14 protein-coding genes and 2 pseudogenes are annotated in these 17605 nt (G+C 71.1%); 5 read left to right on the top strand and 11 right to left on the bottom strand.

Annotation, left to right across the window (positions count from 1 at the left end; translation table 11 throughout):
* Positions 1–226, bottom strand: a pseudogene (locus tag KUM32_RS26910) (hypothetical protein); the annotation flags it as partial.
* Positions 227–546: 320 nt separating this feature from the next.
* On the opposite strand from KUM32_RS26910, the gene KUM32_RS26905 reads away from it, so the two are divergent.
* A complete protein-coding gene (locus KUM32_RS26905; RefSeq protein WP_019330262.1) occupies positions 547–750 on the top strand; it encodes a cold-shock protein in 204 nt (67 codons plus the stop codon).
* 132 nt (positions 751–882) lie between these two features.
* Here the strand turns inward: KUM32_RS26905 and KUM32_RS26900 are convergent, their stop codons facing one another.
* The 7 genes from KUM32_RS26900 to KUM32_RS26870 all read right to left on the bottom strand — a co-directional run bounded on the left by KUM32_RS26900 (position 883) and on the right by KUM32_RS26870 (position 10843).
* Positions 883–1695 carry an SAM-dependent methyltransferase gene (locus KUM32_RS26900; RefSeq protein WP_217144542.1) on the bottom strand — a complete coding sequence of 271 codons (813 nt, stop codon included), beginning with the start codon at positions 1693–1695 and terminating at the stop codon, positions 883–885.
* Between the two features lie 284 nt (positions 1696–1979).
* Positions 1980–2633 (bottom strand): maleylpyruvate isomerase N-terminal domain-containing protein, encoded by a 654-nt coding sequence (locus KUM32_RS26895; RefSeq protein WP_217144541.1) that lies wholly within the window; start codon positions 2631–2633, stop codon positions 1980–1982.
* Between the two features lie 76 nt (positions 2634–2709).
* Positions 2710–4233: a glycerol kinase GlpK gene (glpK, locus tag KUM32_RS26890; RefSeq protein WP_217144540.1), complete on the bottom strand. Its 1524-nt coding sequence runs from the start codon at positions 4231–4233 to the stop codon at positions 2710–2712.
* A 24-nt stretch (positions 4234–4257) separates the two neighbouring features.
* Positions 4258–5103: an MIP/aquaporin family protein gene (locus tag KUM32_RS26885; RefSeq protein ID WP_217144539.1), complete on the bottom strand. Its 846-nt coding sequence runs from the start codon at positions 5101–5103 to the stop codon at positions 4258–4260.
* Positions 5104–5327: 224 nt separating this feature from the next.
* Positions 5328–6158 carry an ammonia-dependent NAD(+) synthetase gene (gene nadE, locus KUM32_RS26880; protein WP_254406168.1) on the bottom strand — a complete coding sequence of 277 codons (831 nt, stop codon included), beginning with the start codon at positions 6156–6158 and terminating at the stop codon, positions 5328–5330.
* Positions 6159–6290: 132 nt separating this feature from the next.
* Positions 6291–9299, bottom strand: coding sequence for a family 16 glycoside hydrolase (locus KUM32_RS26875; RefSeq protein ID WP_217144538.1), 3009 nt, complete (start codon positions 9297–9299; stop codon positions 6291–6293).
* A 347-nt stretch (positions 9300–9646) separates the two neighbouring features.
* A complete protein-coding gene (locus tag KUM32_RS26870; RefSeq protein ID WP_217144537.1) occupies positions 9647–10843 on the bottom strand; it encodes a glycoside hydrolase family 64 protein in 1197 nt (398 codons plus the stop codon).
* A gap of 140 nt (positions 10844–10983) precedes the next feature.
* Here KUM32_RS26870 and KUM32_RS26865 point away from each other — a divergent pair.
* A pseudogene (locus KUM32_RS26865) lies at positions 10984–11652 on the top strand (MFS transporter); the annotation flags it as partial.
* Between the two features lie 36 nt (positions 11653–11688).
* The gene (locus KUM32_RS26860) at positions 11689–12114 is read left to right on the top strand and encodes a DUF2809 domain-containing protein (protein ID WP_217144536.1); all 426 of its coding nucleotides are present in this window, start codon (positions 11689–11691) and stop codon (positions 12112–12114) included.
* A gap of 27 nt (positions 12115–12141) precedes the next feature.
* Here the strand turns inward: KUM32_RS26860 and KUM32_RS26855 are convergent, their stop codons facing one another.
* On the bottom strand, positions 12142–13179 hold the full coding sequence (locus tag KUM32_RS26855; protein WP_217144535.1) for a GlxA family transcriptional regulator: 1038 nt from the start codon (positions 13177–13179) through the stop codon (positions 12142–12144).
* A 145-nt stretch (positions 13180–13324) separates the two neighbouring features.
* Between KUM32_RS26855 and KUM32_RS26850 the strand changes: the two genes are divergently transcribed.
* Both KUM32_RS26850 and KUM32_RS26845 read left to right on the top strand, forming a co-directional pair.
* Entirely contained in the window at positions 13325–13915 is a 591-nt protein-coding gene (locus KUM32_RS26850) for a cysteine hydrolase family protein (RefSeq protein WP_217144534.1), read from the top strand.
* Between the two features lie 402 nt (positions 13916–14317).
* Positions 14318–15703: a GAF domain-containing SpoIIE family protein phosphatase gene (locus tag KUM32_RS26845; protein ID WP_217144533.1), complete on the top strand. Its 1386-nt coding sequence runs from the start codon at positions 14318–14320 to the stop codon at positions 15701–15703.
* Here the strand turns inward: KUM32_RS26845 and KUM32_RS43860 are convergent.
* Together KUM32_RS43860 and KUM32_RS26840 are read right to left on the bottom strand one after the other, a co-directional pair.
* Positions 15590–16015 (bottom strand): hypothetical protein, encoded by a 426-nt coding sequence (locus KUM32_RS43860; RefSeq protein ID WP_254406167.1) that lies wholly within the window; start codon positions 16013–16015, stop codon positions 15590–15592. The two genes, KUM32_RS26845 and KUM32_RS43860, sit on opposite strands and share 114 nt — an antisense overlap.
* Positions 16012–17376, bottom strand: a complete 1365-nt coding sequence (locus KUM32_RS26840) for a hypothetical protein (protein WP_254406166.1) — start codon at positions 17374–17376, stop codon at positions 16012–16014. The genes KUM32_RS43860 and KUM32_RS26840 overlap by 4 nt, the downstream gene beginning before the upstream one ends.
* Positions 17377–17605 lie beyond the last annotated feature (229 nt).

The raw sequence follows: 17605 nt of genomic DNA, 5'->3' as shown, positions 1-17605 counted from the left end.
ATCCGGAGGGGAGCCCGGCCCGCATGGCCGGCCCCAGCCCGGGGAGGGGGCGGTGGAGCGGGCGCGGGGGAGCGGGGTGGGGGGATGCCGACGGCGACGCGGATCCGCCGGACGCCTGTGGGTCCCGGGGAGGGGCGTCCGGCTGCTCCCGGGCACAGCCGGCGCCCAGCGCGCCGGTGCACAGGACAGCGCCGATCACCAGGGCCAGCGATTTCCTGACGGTCATATCGATCTCCGACTCAGTCTGTCAGTACTCATCCCTTGAACACATACAGAACCGGGTGGGGCACCGCCTCGCCGTCTCGCCCGTATGGCGCAGGAAGTGCAGGCGCCGGGTCGGCCCTCGGCACAACCTCGTTCCCGCTCGCACCCCTTACTCACTGGTGGGGCTCGGACATGCCGTGTAGCGTCAGTAGCAGATGTCGTGGTTCGCCCAGACCGCCCGCGCCGAAGTGCGGGCGGTTTGCTGTGCAATGCCGGAGGACCAGGACGACCACCTCCGGGTTCGCGCGGTGCGGATCCGATAACGGCTGAAAGGCAAAAGGCATGGCCAGCGGAACCGTCAAGTGGTTCAACTCCGAAAAGGGCTTCGGCTTCATCGCGCAGGACGGCGGCGGCCCCGACGTCTTCGCGCACTACTCCAACATCAACGCCACCGGCTACCGCGAGCTGCAGGAAGGCCAGGCCGTCACCTTCGACATCACCCAGGGCCAGAAGGGCCCGCAGGCGGAGAACATCACCCCCGCCTGACCGGGACACCGCCGCACACGGCACGGTGCCCGGGAACCGCTCGGTTCCCGGGCACCGTGCCCGCGGCACACCGGCGTCGCTCGCCGCGTCCCGCACGGCCCGCGACCGTCAGCCGCCGCACGCCTCAGCGCGTCACGGCTTGCGGGCGAGGCCGCCGTGCTCGCCGATGGGCTCGGGCGTGGGGGAGCCGGCGTCCGGCCGCCAGAGGGAAACCGGGACGACCCCGGGCTCCACGAGCTCCAGACCGTCGAAGAACGCCGTGATCCGGTCGACGGTGCGCAGGACGTACGGAGCGGCACCGCTCTCGTTGTAGGCGTCCTGGGCCTGTTCGAAGGCGGGGTCGATGCCCCGTGAGCCGTCGGTGACGCAGAGGTGACTGCCGGACGGCAGCGCGTCCGTCAATCGGGTGACGACGGAACGCGCCTGGCCGTAGTCGGTGACGTGGCCGAGGATGTTGCTGAGGACGAGGGCGACGGGCCGGGTGAAGTCCAGCGTCCTGGCGGCGGCGGTCAGGACACCGTCCGGGTCGAGCGCGTCGGAGTCGATGTAGGCGGTCGCGCCCTGAGGGGTGGAGTAGAGCAGGGCACGGGCGTGCGCGAGGACCATCGGGTCGTTGTCGACGTAGACGATCCGTGCGTCGGGGGCCAGGCGCTGGGCGACCTCGTGCGTGTTGTCGGCGGTCGGCAGTCCGGTCCCGATGTCGAGGAACTGCCGCACACCCGCCTCGTTGACCAGGTACGTGATGGCGCGGCGCAGAAACGCGCGGCTGCTGCGGGCGATGGTGACGATGCCGGGGAAGACGGCGGTGTACGCGTCGCCGGCCGCCTCGTCGACCGGGTAGTTGTCCTTCCCGCCCAGCCAGTAGTTCCAGATCCGGGCCGAGTGCGGCACCGAGGTGTCCGGCTTCTGGTGCGCCGCGGGGCCGGGTGTCACGGGGTCGCTCACGGGTACGTCCGTCTCTCGGCCGAGGCATGGGTGGTCCACCACAACCTACTCCGCAACTCCCCTCTCTCGTGCACCGGTTCGTGTTCCCGCGGCCGCCTGGGCTCAGAGCGGGGTGAGCGGGGCCCGCGCGACGGTGGTTCTGGAGACGTTCTTCGAACGGCCGTTGGGGAACCGGTCCGGCGTGCAGCCGGTGGGCGATCACCCTGCCGACCGGGACGGCGACCGCCCGGCCGACCGCTCCCTGCCCGGCGGCCTTCCGCGCTCCGTGCCGAGCCGATGTCCCGTCAGCCGATGGCGAAGGGCAGCCGCGCGGCCGACTCGCCCAGTGCGGCCTTCTCCGCCTCGGTCGGTGCACGCCGTCCGGTGCCGACCAGCAGCACGTCCTTGTCGGTGAACGACCGGGGGAACTCCGCCCCGACGATCCCCTCCAGCAGCTCGCGCGACCGGGCGAGCCCCTCGGCGGGCGGTTCCGCCGCGTCCGGGAGGTGGGCGATGAGATCGAGGTGGTGCAGCGTCCATTCCAGGACGTACGCGCGGAGGTAGTCGCCCGCGGTGAGCACCTGGCCCTGGGTGCCGACCCGGCCCGCGGGATCGGCGAGCCCGGCGGCGCGGCCGGCGGCCGAACCGACGTCGTCGAGGTGGAACCTGAGCAGCCACGGCTCCTCGTACGCGGCGGCCAGACGGACGGTCAGCGCGTCGAGCGGGTCGTCGCCCGTCGGGGGCTCGACGACCTTCCAGTAGGTCACCGCGTCCCGAGTCGGCTCCGTGGTCGCGGGGGTGGCGAGGGTGATCAGGACGTCCTGGGCGCCGATGACGAGGTGGCACACCAGGTCCCGCACGAGCCAGCCGGTACAGCCGGACGGTCGTGCGAAGTCGTCGTCGGAGAGCTCGGCGACCGCGGTGCGCAGCGCCGCCCAGGAACGGGAGAAGAGATCCACCACGGCAAGCTAACAGCGCCGGCCGTCCGGCCGCGACCGGTGGCGCGTCCGCGTGGCCGGCCCGTCGAACGGCCGGTCAGCCCTCGGGCACCCGGACCCAGTCGAGTGTGCGCTCCACCGCCATCTTCCAACCGGCGTACCCCTGTGCGCGGCGGTCCTCGGACCACTGGGGCTGCCAGCGCCTGGACTCGTGCCAGTGGGTGCGCAGTTCGTCGGTGTCCCGCCAGAACCCCGTGGCCAGACCCGCCGCGTACGCCGCGCCGAGGGCGGTGGTCTCCGCGACGACGGGACGGCTGACCGGGACGCCGAGGACGTCGGCCTGGATCTGCATGCACAGGTCGTTGGCGGTCACACCACCGTCGACCTTGAGGACGTCGAGGTGGACCCCGGAGTCCTGCTCCATGGCTTCGACGACGTCGCGGCTCTGGTAGCAGATGGCTTCCAGCGTCGCCCGTGCCAGGTGCGCGTTGTCGTTGTACCGGGCGAGGCCGACGATCGCTCCCCGGGCGTCGGAACGCCAGTAGGGGGCGAACAGGCCCGAGAAGGCGGGGACGAAGTACATGCCGCCGTTGTCGTCGACGGTACGGGCGAGTTCCTCGCTCTCGGCCGCGGACTTGATGATCTTCATCTGGTCGCGCAGCCACTGCACGGCGGACCCCGTCACCGCGATGGATCCCTCCAGCGCGTAGACCACCGGGCTGTCGCCGAACTGGTAGGCCACGGTGGTGAGGAGACCGTGCCGGGAACGGACCAGTTCCGTGCCGGTGTTGAGCACCAGGAAGTTACCGGTGCCGTAGGTGTTCTTGGCCTCGCCGGGTGCGAAGCAGACCTGTCCGACGGTGGCCGCCTGCTGGTCGCCGAGCACCCCGCCGACGGGAACGGCGGCGCGCACCGGCCGGGAGGTCCGGGTCGTGCCGTACGCCTCCCGGTGCGAGGAGGGGTTGATGGTGGGCAGCATGGCCCGGGGGATGCGGAAGAAGCCCAGCAGTTCGTCGTCCCAGTCGAGCGTCTCCAGGTTCATCAGCATGGTGCGGCTCGCGTTGGTCACGTCGGTGGCGTGGATGCCGCCGTCGGGGCCGCCGGTCAGGTTCCACAGGACCCAGGCGTCCGTGTTGCCGAAGAGGGCGTGGCCCGATTCCGCCGCCTCCCGGACACCGTCGACGTTCTCCAGGATCCACTGGATCTTGCCCGCGGAGAAGTAGGTCGCGGGCGGCAGTCCGGCCTTGCGGCGGATGACGTCGCCCCGGCCCGAACGTTCGAGGTTCGCCGCGATGGAGTCGGTGCGGGTGTCCTGCCACACGATGGCGTTGTAGTAGGGGCGGCCGTCGCGCGGGTCCCAGACGATCGTGGTCTCCCGCTGGTTGGTGATGCCGATGGCCGCCAGGTCGGTCCCGGAGAGACCGCCGTAACGCAGGGCGTTCTGCATCACCGAGTTGGTGCGTTCCCAGATCTCCACCGGGTCGTGCTCCACCCATCCCGGGCGGGGCAGGATCTGGGCGTGCTCCAGCTGGTGCTTCGCCACCTCGTTGCCGTCGTGGTCGAAAATCATGAACCGGGTGCTGGTGGTCCCCTGGTCCACCGCGCCGATGAAGTCCGCCATGCTGTGCCGCCTCTCCGGCCGGTGTCAGTCCTGGGGCGCCGGGACGCGCCCGGTGGGCTCCGGTTCCGCCGTGGGCAGGAACCGGCTGACGAGGCCCTTGTACAGGCCCGCGCCGAGCACGCCACCGATCAGCGGGCCGACGATCGGCACCCAGAAGTAGAGGTTCCCGTACTGGTCGCGCCATGCCCCGCCGTATCCGGTGAGGAAGCTGGCCAGCCGGGGGCCGAAGTCGCGGGCCGGGTTGATGGCGTACCCCGCGTTGGTGCCGAAGGCCATTCCGATCGCGACCACCACCAGGCCGATGACGAAGGGCGCCAGGTTCGCGCCCGGAGGCGTGTTCAGCATGTCCGTGATGGCCATGATCAGCAGCAGGAGGATGGCCGTGCCGATGACCTGGTCGCGAAAGGCACCCCACTCGTGGACCGGCAGGGCCGTGTTCCCGTTCGCGGGGAGCGTGGAGAACACGGTCTGGGTCTTGACGGTGTGGCCCGGGTCGGCCTTGGCCAGCGCCTCGGTGTAGTTCCAGCGGACCAGGAGAGCGGCCACGAAGGCGCCGGCCGTCTGAGCCAGCGCGTAGGGGACCACCTTCCGCCACGGGAAACCCTTGAACGTGGCGAGGGCGAGGGTCACCGCGGGGTTGAGATGGGCGCCGCTCAGCCGTGCCGCCACATAGACGCCCAGGGTGACACCCAGGCCCCATGCCCAGGAGATGCTGTCGTGGTCCCCGAGCCCGCCGGCCGGGTCCGTGAGGGCGCCGCCCGCGCTCACCTGGGCCACCACGCCGCAGCCGAAGAGGATGAGGATCATCGTGCCGGCGAACTCTGCCGACAGTTCGCCGGCCAGACCGGACCTTTTGAGCCGCTCGGCCATGGAAGCTCACCTTCCGCCGGGTGAACCGGCCGTCGACTGTCCAAGCCTCTCCTCGGCCACGCTAAGGCGGTAAGGGAAAAAGCGCACGTGAAGTGCGTACGTCCGGACGACGGGCCAGATGCCGGGGTACCGGCACAGACGGACCGGCGCGCGCGCCGCCGTCCGCGGGAGCCCGCGGGACGGCCGGCCGGTGTGCGCTTCCCCCCTCCGGACCCCGTCCGGCGTCACGGACCGATGGGCAGCCGGCGCTTGTGATCGGTCAGCCGGTAGCGGGTGACGATCGTCTCGAAGGCCCGCTCGGGCACCGGCTTGCCCTCCAGGAAGTCGTCGATCTCCTCGTAGGTGACTCCGAGGGCGTCCTCGTCGGCCTTGCCGGGGTCGAGGCTCTCCAGGTCGGCCGTCGGGACCTTCCACACCAACTCGGCGGGTGCGCCCAGCACGTCGGCGACGGCGCGCACGCGGCGCTTGGTGAGGCCGGTCAGCGGCACCACGTCGGCGGCGCCGTCACCGAACTTGGTGAAGAAGCCGGAGACCGCCTCGGCGGCGTGGTCGGTGCCGACGACCAGGCCGTTGTGCGCCCCGGCCACGGCGTACTGGGCGATCATGCGCTGCCGGGCCTTGATGTTGCCGTGCACGAAGTCCTGGTGACCGGCGTCGCGGAAGGCGACGTCGGCGGCGAGCAGGGCCTCGAGCGCGGCGTCGCTCGCGGGCTTGATGTCCACGGTCAGTACGTGGTCGGCCCGGATGAAGGTGAGCGCGAGCTGGGCGTCGTGCTCGTCGGCCTGGACGCCGTGCGGCAGCCGCATCGCGTAGAAGCTCGCCTCGTGCCCCTCGTCCCGGGCCCGCTCGACGGCGAGCTGGCACAGCCGGCCCGCGGTGGTCGAGTCGACACCGCCGCTGATACCGAGCACGAGCGACCGCAGACCCGTGGAGGTCAGTCGCTCGGCGAGGAAGGCCACCCGGCGTTCGATCTCGTGCTCGGCGTCGAAGGTCTCGGCGACCTCCAGTTCCCGGGCGATCTCCAGTTGCAGGGCGATGGACGCCGGCTCGCTCAATTCCGCTCCTTGTTCGACTCACGGGTGACCTTTCGTCCAGCCTACCCAGAGGCGCCCGGCGGATGAGGTCCGGCCGGCGGGGGAGCGCGACGTGCGGGGCGGCCGTCAGGGGCCGCCCCGCACGTCCGCCGGTCAGTCCAGCGGCTCCACCCGGATGTCGCGGAACCGGACCTTGTTCCCGTGGTCCTGCAACCGGATCGCTCCGGCGGCCGGCGTCTCGGCCCTGCCGGACGCGGTGGGCCCGTCGAGGACGACGTCGTCGTGGACCGTCTCGCCGTTCCACACCACCGACACCCGTGCGTCGGCGGTCTTGCGTCCGCTGTCGTCGAAGCGGGCCGCGCGGAAGACGATGTCGTACGTCTGCCACGTCTCGGGAGCGGCCGCCGCGTTGGTGTCGGGCGCCTTCTTCAGATAGATCGCGCCGGCCTCGTCGGTGCCCGGGGAGGTGTCACCGTAGGAGTCGAGGATCTGCAGCTCGTAGCGGTCCTGGAGGTAGATGCCGCTGTTGCCGCGGTCCTGACCGGTCACGTCGGGCGGCAGCAGCGGCACGCGGAACTCCACGTGCAGCTTGAAGTCCTGGTAGGCGTCCTTGGTGCGGATGTCACCGCAGCACACCTCCATGGACCTCTCCTCGGCGAGCGGCCACGCCACGCGCCGCCCGTCCGTGTGCTGCCACTGGTCCCGCGAGGCGGCGGTGCCGTCGAAGAGGGCGACCCGGGTGCCGTGCGGGTGCACGGTGATCAGGTCGAGGTTCACATGTCCGGTGTCACCGGGGTCGTACCGGTAGGAGACCGTGTTGTGCCCGGCCCGCAGGGTCAGGCGTTCGGTCCGGGTCGACCAGGTGTCCCAGTCCCCGGTGGAGGCGAGTTCCGTCTGCCGCACCTTCTTCCCGTTGGCGTACAGGGAGAGCGTCTTGGTGCCCTCGAAGGGGTTCGGGCCGTTGGAGTAACGCAGGTTGACGTCGTAGGTGCCCGACTTCGGGACCGTCACGTCGAACGTCGTGGCGACCTTGCCCTCCGTGGCGTAACGGTCGACGAATCCGCTGCCGGAGTAGCCGACGTGGTCGGTGTTGATGCCGGCCCTGCCCGTCAGACGCGCCTCCTCGGCCTCGTACAGGGTGGCCGGCGGCGGCTGCTTGCCGGGCATCTCGTTGAGCGTGTACCAGGCCTCGGTGCTCCACAGCGTCTCACCGGAGGCGGAGGTGAAGGGGCGGGGGGAGCGCACGTGCACCACGCGGTCCGGCTTCAGGCCGTCCAGCCGCAGCCGCACGGTCCGGCCGTCGTCCGAGAGCGTCGCCGACCGTACGGTCAGTTCCTCCTCGGCGATCTTCGGGCCGCCGTAGCCGGCGGTCGGCGTGTAGCGCCACTGCTCCACCTCGTAGCGGGCGGCGAGGTCCGCGGCGGTCCCGGCGGACACCGGCTGGGTGTACGTCAGGTCGAAGCCGCCCGGTACGGCCCGCATCTTCTGCACGTCGAAGGTGTTGCCGCCGTTGGGTGTCAGTTTCTGCAGGCCGAACTTGAGCTTGCCCTCCTGGCCCCAGTTGCCGTCGGCGCCCAGGCCGCCGGCGTAGATCGCGCCGTCGGGGCCGAGGGAGATGCGGTTGACGCCCGCCTCCAGGCCCTGCGTGTAGCGGAAGACGGCGCCCTGGTACTGGCCCCTGACCTTCTCCAGGTAGGCGCGCTGGAGGCCGCCGTAGGTGACGTCGCCGATCAGCATCTGGCCCGCGAAGCGGCCCTTGTCCAGGAGCAGCGGTGTGGAGGGCGAGTTGCCGATCTCGTTCTGCGGAAGCCACAGCACCGGCTCGGTGACGGGGGAGCCCTCGAAGGGGCCGGCGGGCTCGGTGTAGTGGTTGAAGAAGCGGTCCTGCTTGATCTGCACGAGCTTCGAGGCGGGCAGCCAGCCGCCCTGGTTGTCGGTGGTGAACAGGCCGCCGTCGGGGCCCCAGCCGATGCCGTTGGGGGTGCGCAGCCCGCCCGCGACCGGGCTGATCTTCCCCGTCCTCTTGTTGATCTTGTACGTCGTCCCGCGGCCGGGCGCGGGTTGCGGGGTGGTGGTCGCGCCGCCGAGGTCGATGGCGACGGAGAGGTTCACGTAGAAGTGGCCGTCGCGGTAGAGCAGACCGAACGCGAACTCGTGGAAGTTGCCACCGTACGGCCAGGTGGCGACCGTGCGGTACTCGTCGGTCACGTCGTCGCCGTCCCGGTCGACCAGCCGGGTCAGTTCGTGCTTCTGCGAGACGTAGAGCGAGCCGTCCACGTACTTGATGCCCATGGGCTCGCGCAGCCCGCTCGCCACCTTCTTGACGGTGACCTTGTCGCGGCTGGTCGCGCCGGTGACGTTGTCGAGGACGTACACCTCCCCGGCAACGTTGTCGGTGCCGCCCCACGTGCTGATCGCGAGACGTCCGCCGGGCAGCCAGTCCATGCCGCTGACCTGGGGCTCGAAGCCGTCGGGGCGCAGGTCGGTGAGCGTGAGGTCGGGGCGCACGGAGGTGAGCGGCAGACCGTCGCCGGGGGTGTCGCGCCCGGCCTCGCACTCCTTGCGGCCCGGAGCCGTCACCCTGACGACACCGGCGTCGGTGCTCAGGGCCTCGCGGGGCACGACGGTGAACGCGCTCTCGCCCGGCGGCTTCCAGGAGAGTTGCAGCTGCTGCCCGCCGCCGCGGTCGAAGTGCTCGATGCGCAGCGGGTGGGGTCCCGCGGTCAGGTCGACCGTGCCGTCCTTCGGCTCCGCGCCGTGCAGACCGTCGTGGTCGATCACCGTGGCGTCGTCGAGCGTCAGCCGTGAGCCGTCGTCGCTCGTGAGCCGGAGCACGTAGGTGCCGTCACGCGGCGCGATCAGGTAACCGGACGCCTCCGTGACGAAGTTGTCGGCGATTCCGCCGAAGTCGGCGGTGGTGGACCAGTCGACCGTCGGCATCAGTTTGTCGTGGTTGGGCGTCTGGCCGGGTTTGAGGGTGCACAGCTTGCTCAGGGGCGTCTGCACGTCGAACACGCGCAGGGTGACCCCGGGTTCCTGCGGCGGGATGTCCGCGGGGGCGGCGGAGGAAGCGGGGGCGGCCCAGACGCCGCCGGCGGAGATCGCCGATGTCAGCAGGAGGATGAGGTGTCTTCGGGCACGCGAGAACAGCCGTTGGTGCATTGGTCCTCCGGGAGGTGGGGACCGGACCGTGCCGGAAATCGCTCCGGTCTGTGGCGGTGTGACGGAAGTTCCGCCGCCAAGGTAGGAGACTTCTGCTTGACATGTCCATACTTTGTCATCGTCGTGTTCAAAGTCCCTGGTGGTGGCGTCCGCCCACCGCGTCGGGGCAGCCCTTGCATCGACGTCCCCGTGCCGTGGACCCTGCGGGCAGCCGGAACGGGAACGGCGGGAGCGGAAGATCCGCCCCCGCCGACTACGCGTCCCCGGGCCGCGCCCGGCACGAGCGCCCCGCGACCCGCTGGTGGCGGTGGTGACCGCCGGACGCCGCCGTCCCTCGCCGCTCGCGCTCAGTCGAACGGGGCGAGCGTGAGCTGTGCCTGTGCCGGGTTGCCGTCGTGCACCAGCGACTCGTGGTTGCCGACGTCGTCGAAGGCGAAGGCGTACGCCTTGCCGTCGGCCATCCGGTCGTGGATGACCCGGGCGTAGTGGTTGGTGACGGGGTCCCGGTAGAAGTCGGCCGCCGACGTGTCCGGCTGGTTGGGGTTGCTCAGCAGCGTCGACCGGTTGAAGCCGGCGCACAGCGTGCGGGAGATCGGTCCGCGTACGGCGTCGTTGGGCGCGTCCAGGAGCTTGTGGCAGCCGAAGACGCTGGAGGCGTCGGGCTTCTGGAAGCTGGTGACGACCGTCCCGGCGCTGTCGGTGAAGTGCATGACGCCGCCCGAGACGCGTCCGGCGTACTTGGTGGCCGGCCGGTCGGCGAACGGGGTGACCGTGAGCGTGGTCGACGTGTACTTCTGCCAGACCCGGTTGATGTAGTCGTCCATGGCCGACGCGGGCAGTGCGCCGGTCTCCAGCCCGTACAGCGGCGACAGCGCCCGCAGCACCGTGCCGTCGGACCGCGTCTGGACCAGGCCGCCCCAGCCGGGCTGGGCGCGCAGAGCGCTGAACACCCCCTTGTAGCCGCCCGGCTCGAGCTGCCCGGTGGTGGTCACGCCGCCGTCGGCGCGCTGCACCCCGACGGTGTAGGGCGCGGAGAACATGTCGACCTGTGTGCTGTTCAGCCACAGCCCGGCGTCGTTGAGCGTGTACTCCGACCAGTTGAACAGGATGTTGCGGTTCGGGTCGCTCGGGTTCTGCACCGCCGGCTGCACCAGGCCGCCCGTGGCCAGCCGGAAGTCGAGCTTGTGGCCGTAGGAGAAGTAGATGCGTCCTGACAGCTTGGGGATGCGGATGGTCTTGGTCTGCCCGGCCGCCGGTCCGGGGATCGAGGCGTCCGGGGCGGGGGTGGGGGGATTGCCGCCGGCGGGCCAGGCGTGGAACGTGCCGCTCGCGTCGGCCCAGCCCTGCCGGCCCGTCGTCAGGGAGGTCCCCAGCGTGTAGATGTGGAGCTGGTCGCCGCGGCCGGAGTTGTTCGTGATCTTCAGGGGGATGGTGGCGGGCACAGCGGCGTCCGCGGGCGGGGAGGCGCCGACGGTGAGCAGGGCGCCGGCCAGGCCGACGGCCGCGGTCGCGGCGAGCAGACGGTCTCTGAGGCTCGAGAACACTCTCCACCTCCGTGCAGGTGTGGGGGGATTGGTCCGTACCGGTGCGTGAGAGCGCTCTCAGCGTCGCGCGCGGGCGCGTTCATGTCAACGTGTAGGGAGGGTTCGGCGCCTCGCACCCCCTCCGGCCCTCTCGTATCGGCGTGTACGCGGCCTTCGGCGGCTTCTTCTTCCTCACCGCCCTCCAGCTCCAGGTGGTGGTGGGCTACTCGGCGCTGGAGGCCGGTACGGCACTGCTCCCGACGACGGCCCTGATGCTGCTCTTCTCCGCCCGTTCGGGTGAGGTGGCCCAGCGCGTCGGACCGCGGGCCCCGCTGACCGTGGGGCCGTTGCTGTGCGCCGTGGCACTGCTGCTGATGCTCCGGGTGGGCCCGGGCGCCTCCTACGCGCGCGACGTGTTGCCCGCGCTGCTGGTCATGGGGGCGGGCATGGTCACGCTGGTCGCGCCGCTGACGGCCACCGTCCTCGCCTCCGTGGACACCGCCCGCGCGGGCCTGGCCAGTGGGATCAACAACGCCGCGGCCCGCGCGGCGGGGCTGATCGCGGTGGCCGCCCTGCCGCTGCTCGCGGGGATGGGCCCGGACGCGTACCGGTCGGCGGGTGCCTTCGACGCGGCGTTCCGGCGGGCGATGCCGCTGTGTGCGGGCGTCCTGGTGGTCGGGGCGGTGCTGGCCTTCGCGACCGTACGACGCCCGGCGCCCGACTGCCGCCGCCCGCAGTGCCGTACACACGGCTCCGTCGCGGTGCCCCCGCTGGAACCGCGACGGGAGGACACCCGGCCCGGCCGCGACGCCGGGGGCGGCATCCCGTAACCCACCACCTCGTGAGCGTCCAGCAGAATGACCTCCATGACCCCTCCCTCCGGAACCCGTGCCGCCCTCGACGCCGATCCGGCGCGGACGCGTCTCACGGCGGCCGCGGCCGCGTTGGTGACCGTGGGCGCGGGTCTGGGGCTCAGGGCGACGGCGGGGGGAGAGGTGGCCAAGTACGGCGGGGACGCCCTGTACACGCTCCTTCTGTCCGTCCTCGTCGTACTGGTGGCGCCCCGGGTGGCTCCACTGACGGCAGGGGGAGTCGCCCTCGCCGTGAGCTGGGGCGTCGAGTTCCTGCAACTCAGCGACCTGCCGGCGGAGCTCTCCCGGCACAGTACGGCCGCCCGCCTGGTCCTCGGCTCCACCTTCAACGCGCCGGACCTGTTCTGGTACGCGGTGGGCGCGGTGGCCGGCCGGCTCGTCGTGACCGGCGTGTCGTCCCGCCGCGCCCGACGGCGGTGACGGCGCGGGCCTCCGGTGGCCTCACGTTCAGGCTTCGGGGAGCCCGCGTGCGGGGCCGTGCCCGCCGCGCTCCGGGCCGGGCCGGGTCCGGAACCGGCGCCGGTACTCGGTCGGTGTCGTGTCGAGTCTGCGGCGGAACGCCCTGACGAGGGTGTCAACGGTGCCGAAACCGCACAGGGACGCGACGCGTTCCAGGGTGACGTCGGTGGCTTCGAGCTGCTGGCGCGCCATCTCGACACGCGCGGACTCGACGTAGGCGTGCGGCGTCGTGCCGAGTTCGTTCTTGAAGATCCGGGTGAGCTGCCGGTCGCTGACGTGGGCGCGTGCGGCGAGGTCCGCCACGGTGAGCGGCTCCCCGATGTGCCGCAGGACGTACTGCCGCAGGTCCTCCACGCGCCGGGACGCGGAGCGGTGCCGCAGTGGAACGCTGAACTGGCTCTGCCCGCTCGGTCGTTTCAGGTACATCACGAGTTGCCGGGCGACCCGCAGTGCCACGTCCTCCCCGAGGTCGTCGGCGATCAGGGCCAGTGACAGGTCGAGGCAGGCGCTGATGCCCGCGCCGGTCCACACGTCGCCCTCCCGGATGAAGATCGGGTCTCCGTCGACCTCGACCGCCGGGTGGTCGTCGGCGAGTTGCCGCGTGGTCGACCAGTGGGTGGTGGCGCGCTTGCCGTCGAGGAGTCCGGCGGCTGCCAGGATGTGCGCTCCGACGCAGACGGACGCGATCCTCCGCGTCTGTCCGGCGAGTTGCTTCACCCGCGCCACCACGGCCGGGTCGGTGAGCGCGCGTACGCGGCGCTGACGGTCGACCTCGACCGCGCCGGGCACGACAAGGGTGTCGACGCTCCGCGTGGACAACTCGTCGAAGGTGACGTCGGGCAGGACGCGGACTCCGGCGGCCGTCGTGACCGGTGCCGTGCTCTCGGCGGCGAGCACCACGTCGTAGCCCGCCGCCTCGTCCGTCTCGCGCCGTGCGAGGGAGAACACCTCCGGTGGTCCGGTGACGTCGAGCAGGTCGACCCCTTCGAAGAGGACGATGACGACCAGTCGTCCGATGGTGTTCACGGGACCCCCACGCTCCGCAGCGACGATGTCGGTAACTGCAGGTTAGTTGACATTGCCGACGCCCCTCGGCGGCCATAGCGTCATGGGCACGGGTTCACCGCGCCGGTGGCCCGCCTTCCCCACACCGGACCTCAGGAGGTTCCCCATGCCCGGAACGACGCTGCGCCGGCTCAACGGCCTCGACGACTCCCCCGCCAGGCTCGCCGACGCGACGCTGGTCCTCATCGACTACCAGAACACCTACACGACCGGTGTGATGGAACTGGACGGCTGGCGGGCGGCGCTCGACTCCGCCGCCCGGCTGCTCGCACGGGCCCGCCAGGAGGGCGCGAAGGTCGTCCACGTCGTCAACGACGGCGGCGAGGGCACCCCGTACGACATCCGGGCCGAGATCGGCCGCATCCACCCGGACGTCGCACCGGTCGACGGTGAGCCCGTCGTCGTCAAGAAGACGCCGAACGCCTTCCTCGGCACCGACCTGGACCAGCACGTCGACGCCGCGGGCCACAGCGACCTCGTCATCGCCGGGTTCATGACGCACATGTGTGTGGCCGCCACCACGCAGGGCGCCTTCCTGCGGGGCAACCACGCCACTGTCGTGGGCGACGCCAGTGCCACCCGGGCGCTGTCGGTCGCGGGCGTCGAACTGCCCGCGCGTCAGGTGCACGACAGCGCCCTCGCCGCCATCGCCGACCTGTACGGGGTGGTCGTCCCGGCGCAGAAGGACATCGCCTGACGCGGCCGCGAGCCGTTCGCGCCGGAGGCCTCCCGGAGGATCCCGTCGCGTGCCGCGGGCCGGTGTCCACCGGACCGCGGTGTCTGTCCCCCGGCCCCACGAGGCCCAGGGGGCGCGCCGCGCCCACCCCGTCGTCATCACCATGTCCGCGCCCGCGCCGCCCGTCCTCCCTCTCGCCGGCCGAGGGGCGAACCTCGTCCACCGCTACGCCCCTGCGCCCCGTCCCGCACCGCGACAGTGAGGAGTTACGCCGACCGGCTGTCCGCACCCGGCGCGCAGTCCGTCGCCGGGTGATGGTGGCGTGAGGCGGCACCCACGCCGGAACCGGCTCACGGCGGTGCCCCTTGAGTGGGACGGACAGGTGGGACACCCGGGCGGGCGGGCGGAAGCGAGGCAGGCGCGATGACGGAGGACTGGCAGGGGCCGCCGGGCGACGGCCACCCGGCAGACGGGGGCGGGACGGACGAGTCCTACACCTCCATGCTCGATCTGCCGCCCAGCTCGGAGCTGGCCCGCATCGGCGAGCAGTTGCGCGCCCTGGCCAGAGCACAGAGCACCTTGCAGGAGCTACTCCAGGCGGTGGTGAACATCACCGGCGAGCTGGACCTGCCCATGGTGCTGCGCCGCATCGTCCGTACCGCCATGGACCTCGTGGGCGCCCGCTACGGGGCCATGGGCGTGCTCGACGAGGACGGCAGGCTGCTGGAGGAGTTCATTCCGCTGGGCCTCACCGCGCAGGAACTGGCAGGCCTGGACGGGGTGGAGCTCCCGCGCGGACGGGGCCTGCTGGGGCACCTGATCCACCACCCCGAGCCGTTGCGGGTCAAGGACATCGCCCGGCACCCGGAATCGGCCGGTTTCCCGCCCGGGCACCCATCGATGCACACCCTGCTCGGCGTCGCCATCAGTGTGCGCGGGCAGGTCTACGGCAACCTCTATCTCTCCGAACGCAAGGACGGACAGCCCTTCGACCGGCACGACGAGGGCGTGATCCGGGCCCTGGCCGGCACGGCCGGGGTGGCGATCGAGAACGCCCGCCTCTACCAGCAGGTCCGCAAGAGCGGTGAACAGTTCCAGCGGCTGCTGCTGCCCCGCCTGCCCGACCTGCGGCCCTTCGCCGCCGGCGCGGCCTACCGCCCCGCGAGCGAGCCGGCCGCCGTGGGCGGCGACTGGTATGACGCCATGCTGCTGCCGGACGGGTCCTGCGCGGCGGTGATCGGTGACGTCGTGGGGCACGATCTGCGCGCCGCCGCCGACATGTCCCAGATCCGCAACATGCTGCGGGCCCTGTACTACGACCGGAACGCCCCGCCCAGCGCCTCCCTCGCCCGGCTCGACCGCATCATGAACGCCGCCCTGGACGAGGCACCCATCGCCACTGCCCTGCTGGCCCGTCTGGAACCCGCCGAGGGCGCCTGGCGGCTGCACTGGTCCAGCGCCGGGCACCCGCCACCGCTCGTGCTGCTGCCCCACGGAAGGGTGCGGTACCTGGAGGCGGAGCCCGGGCTCCCCCTCGGGGTCGCGCCCGACCTGCCACGCCCCGACCACTCCCAGGCGCTGCCGGTGGACAGCACCGTCGTCCTCTTCACCGACGGCCTCGTGGAGACCCCCGGCGAGCCGCTGGACCGCGGTCTCGACGCGCTCGCCGTCACGGCCGCCCGCCTCGCCGGCCTGTCACCCGGTGAACTGTGCCGGTCGCTGGTCGCCCACCGTCCCGGTACCGGCCACGACGACAAGGCCGTCATCGCCCTGCGCACACCGCCCCTGACGGGGTACGGCCGCTCCTGACCCGTTTCCGCATCGGTGACGCCCTGGGATCGGGCGAACGAGCGGCCACTCGAGCGTCGTCAGGGGCACGATGGACCGGGGGCGGACCGTGTACGTGTAGTACCCGTCGGGGCCGGGCCGGATCTCGTCGACGAGGTGCTTGAAGTTCGCGTCGTACGCCTGCCCGGGGTCCGCTCCCCGGGTCTCCCAGACCTCCATGGCCGGATCGCCCAGTCGCATGTTCTCGGTCTTGATCCGGTAGGTCCTGGGCCGGTCGCTGTCGTTGACGACGATCGTCGAGAAGTCCTTCTTGCGCGGGTCGGCGAGCGTCATGTAGCTGGGGCCCCGTTCGACCCGTCGGTGTCGACGGTGCCGCTCACCCCGCTGTGGCTGGCTTCCGGCACGGTCCGCCAGATGCCCGCGGTGTTGGTGTCGTTCTCCCAGCCGGTCTTCGCGAACTGGGTGAAGTGCTGCATCACGTACACGGCCGCGTCGTAGTGGAGGTGGCCCGACCACGGGTCTCGCGCGCTGACGAGTTCCTTGTGGCTGTACTGGGCGCCTTCGTAGAAGGAGCCGATCGCCGGCTGGAAGACGTAGTGCGTCCTCTTGGAGTTCGCGTAGCTCTTGACGGAGCGGTTCGCGAGGTCGAGGGCGCTCTGCACGCCACCGATGCCCGTGCTCGCCCCGTTCGGTCCCTCGGTGTTGTTGACGCGGTACTCGGTGAAGCCGAACGAGGCGGCTCCCTCGTTGTACCAGACTTCCTTGTCCTCGCCGTACTTGTTCTCGTCGGTCGCCAGCTTGGTGTGGGGCAGGTACGTGTCGCTCTCGGGGCCTCCCTCCCGCCGGTCCTCGGTGTTGTAGTGGTAGCCGACCGCGTCGACGACGCCGAAGAGCTCCTCGTCGCGGAGCACGGAAGGCCCGATGTGGTGGGTCTCGTTCTCGTCCGAGGCGATGATCATGATGTTGTGGTAGGCCTTTTCGGCCTTCTTCCGCTGGGCCGCCGGGAGGTTGTAACGCGGGTTGCCGAAGTCCTTGTCGGTCAGGATCGCGTTCTTGTACCACTTGACGAAGGCTTCGTCGGGATCCCGCGTCTCGTTGGTGTCCGGGTCGACGTAGTCGACCATGTACCCGTACTTCTCGTAGGCGTCGAGGATCGTTTCCTTGTACCAGGTGTACATCTCGTCGGCGCCCGTGCCCTTGTCCCATTCGGCCTGCATCCAGGCGGGCATGACCCACCGAAGGATCGAGACCTTGAGGCCCGGGTTGACGGTCTTGGCGTCGGCGGCCAGCTGGAACCCCGGGGAACGGGACGCGTCGGCGTGTTCGTCCGGTGTGCGCATGGTCGCCGGGTCGGAACCGGTCGACGTGTTCGTGTCCGAGCCCCTCTCGACCTTGACGTGGTTGATCAGCGGGTGCTTTCCGCCGAACAGGACTCTGATGAGCTGCCAGTACCGCTCCGGATGCTCCGCCTTGTAGTCCATCAGCAGATTGCTCGTGCTGTTGCAACTGAGTACGCCGAGGCCCTTGTACGTCAGACCGTTCACGTTGCCGCCGCGAACGTCGCGTCCGTCGACCACGACCTCGACGGCATCGTCCGCGGGGTGCGCGGCGGGGGCCGTCATCACTCCCGCCGCCAGTACCAGGGTGGTCGCCGCGGCGAGCGACATCCATCCGCGTCTCCTGCGCGTCTCCATGCGGCATCAGGCTCCTTCGTCTCGTTTCGTCCGTGGTGGACGCGACGCGTCGGTCCCGCCCGCCGGGCCCGATCCAGTGGACCAACGGGCGAAGGAGGAATGGAAGCTGTGGCACAGGAATCGATCACATTCGATCAACTTGGAAAGTGGCGGGTTCGGGGCCGGGTGCAGGGGCGGTTCAAGGGCTGGGTGCAAGCGCGGGGTCGCGGGTTGATGGGCTCGCTCCGTG

This window comes from Streptomyces sp. AC627_RSS907 (genome assembly GCF_019049165.1).
The sequence above is the reverse complement of the archived record's forward strand: the minus strand, read 5'-3'. Positions and strand labels throughout refer to the sequence as shown.

Bases quoted from the DNA above. Each gene is read 5' to 3' on its own strand.
- KUM32_RS26905 (WP_019330262.1), top strand. From the start codon at position 547: ATGGCCAGCGGAACCGTCAAGTGGTTCAACTCCGAAAAGGGCTTCGGC.
- glpK (WP_217144540.1), bottom strand. From the start codon at position 4,233: ATGGCGGACTTCATCGGCGCGGTGGACCAGGGGACCACCAGCACCCGG.
- KUM32_RS26885 (WP_217144539.1), bottom strand. From the start codon at position 5,103: ATGGCCGAGCGGCTCAAAAGGTCCGGTCTGGCCGGCGAACTGTCGGCA.
- KUM32_RS26875 (WP_217144538.1), bottom strand. From the start codon at position 9,299: ATGCACCAACGGCTGTTCTCGCGTGCCCGAAGACACCTCATCCTCCTG.
- KUM32_RS26860 (WP_217144536.1), top strand. From the start codon at position 11,689: ATGACCCCTCCCTCCGGAACCCGTGCCGCCCTCGACGCCGATCCGGCG.
- KUM32_RS26850 (WP_217144534.1), top strand. From the start codon at position 13,325: ATGCCCGGAACGACGCTGCGCCGGCTCAACGGCCTCGACGACTCCCCC.
- KUM32_RS26845 (WP_217144533.1), top strand. From the start codon at position 14,318: ATGACGGAGGACTGGCAGGGGCCGCCGGGCGACGGCCACCCGGCAGAC.
- KUM32_RS43860 (WP_254406167.1), bottom strand. From the start codon at position 16,015: ATGACGCTCGCCGACCCGCGCAAGAAGGACTTCTCGACGATCGTCGTC.
- KUM32_RS26840 (WP_254406166.1), bottom strand. From the start codon at position 17,376: ATGGAGACGCGCAGGAGACGCGGATGGATGTCGCTCGCCGCGGCGACC.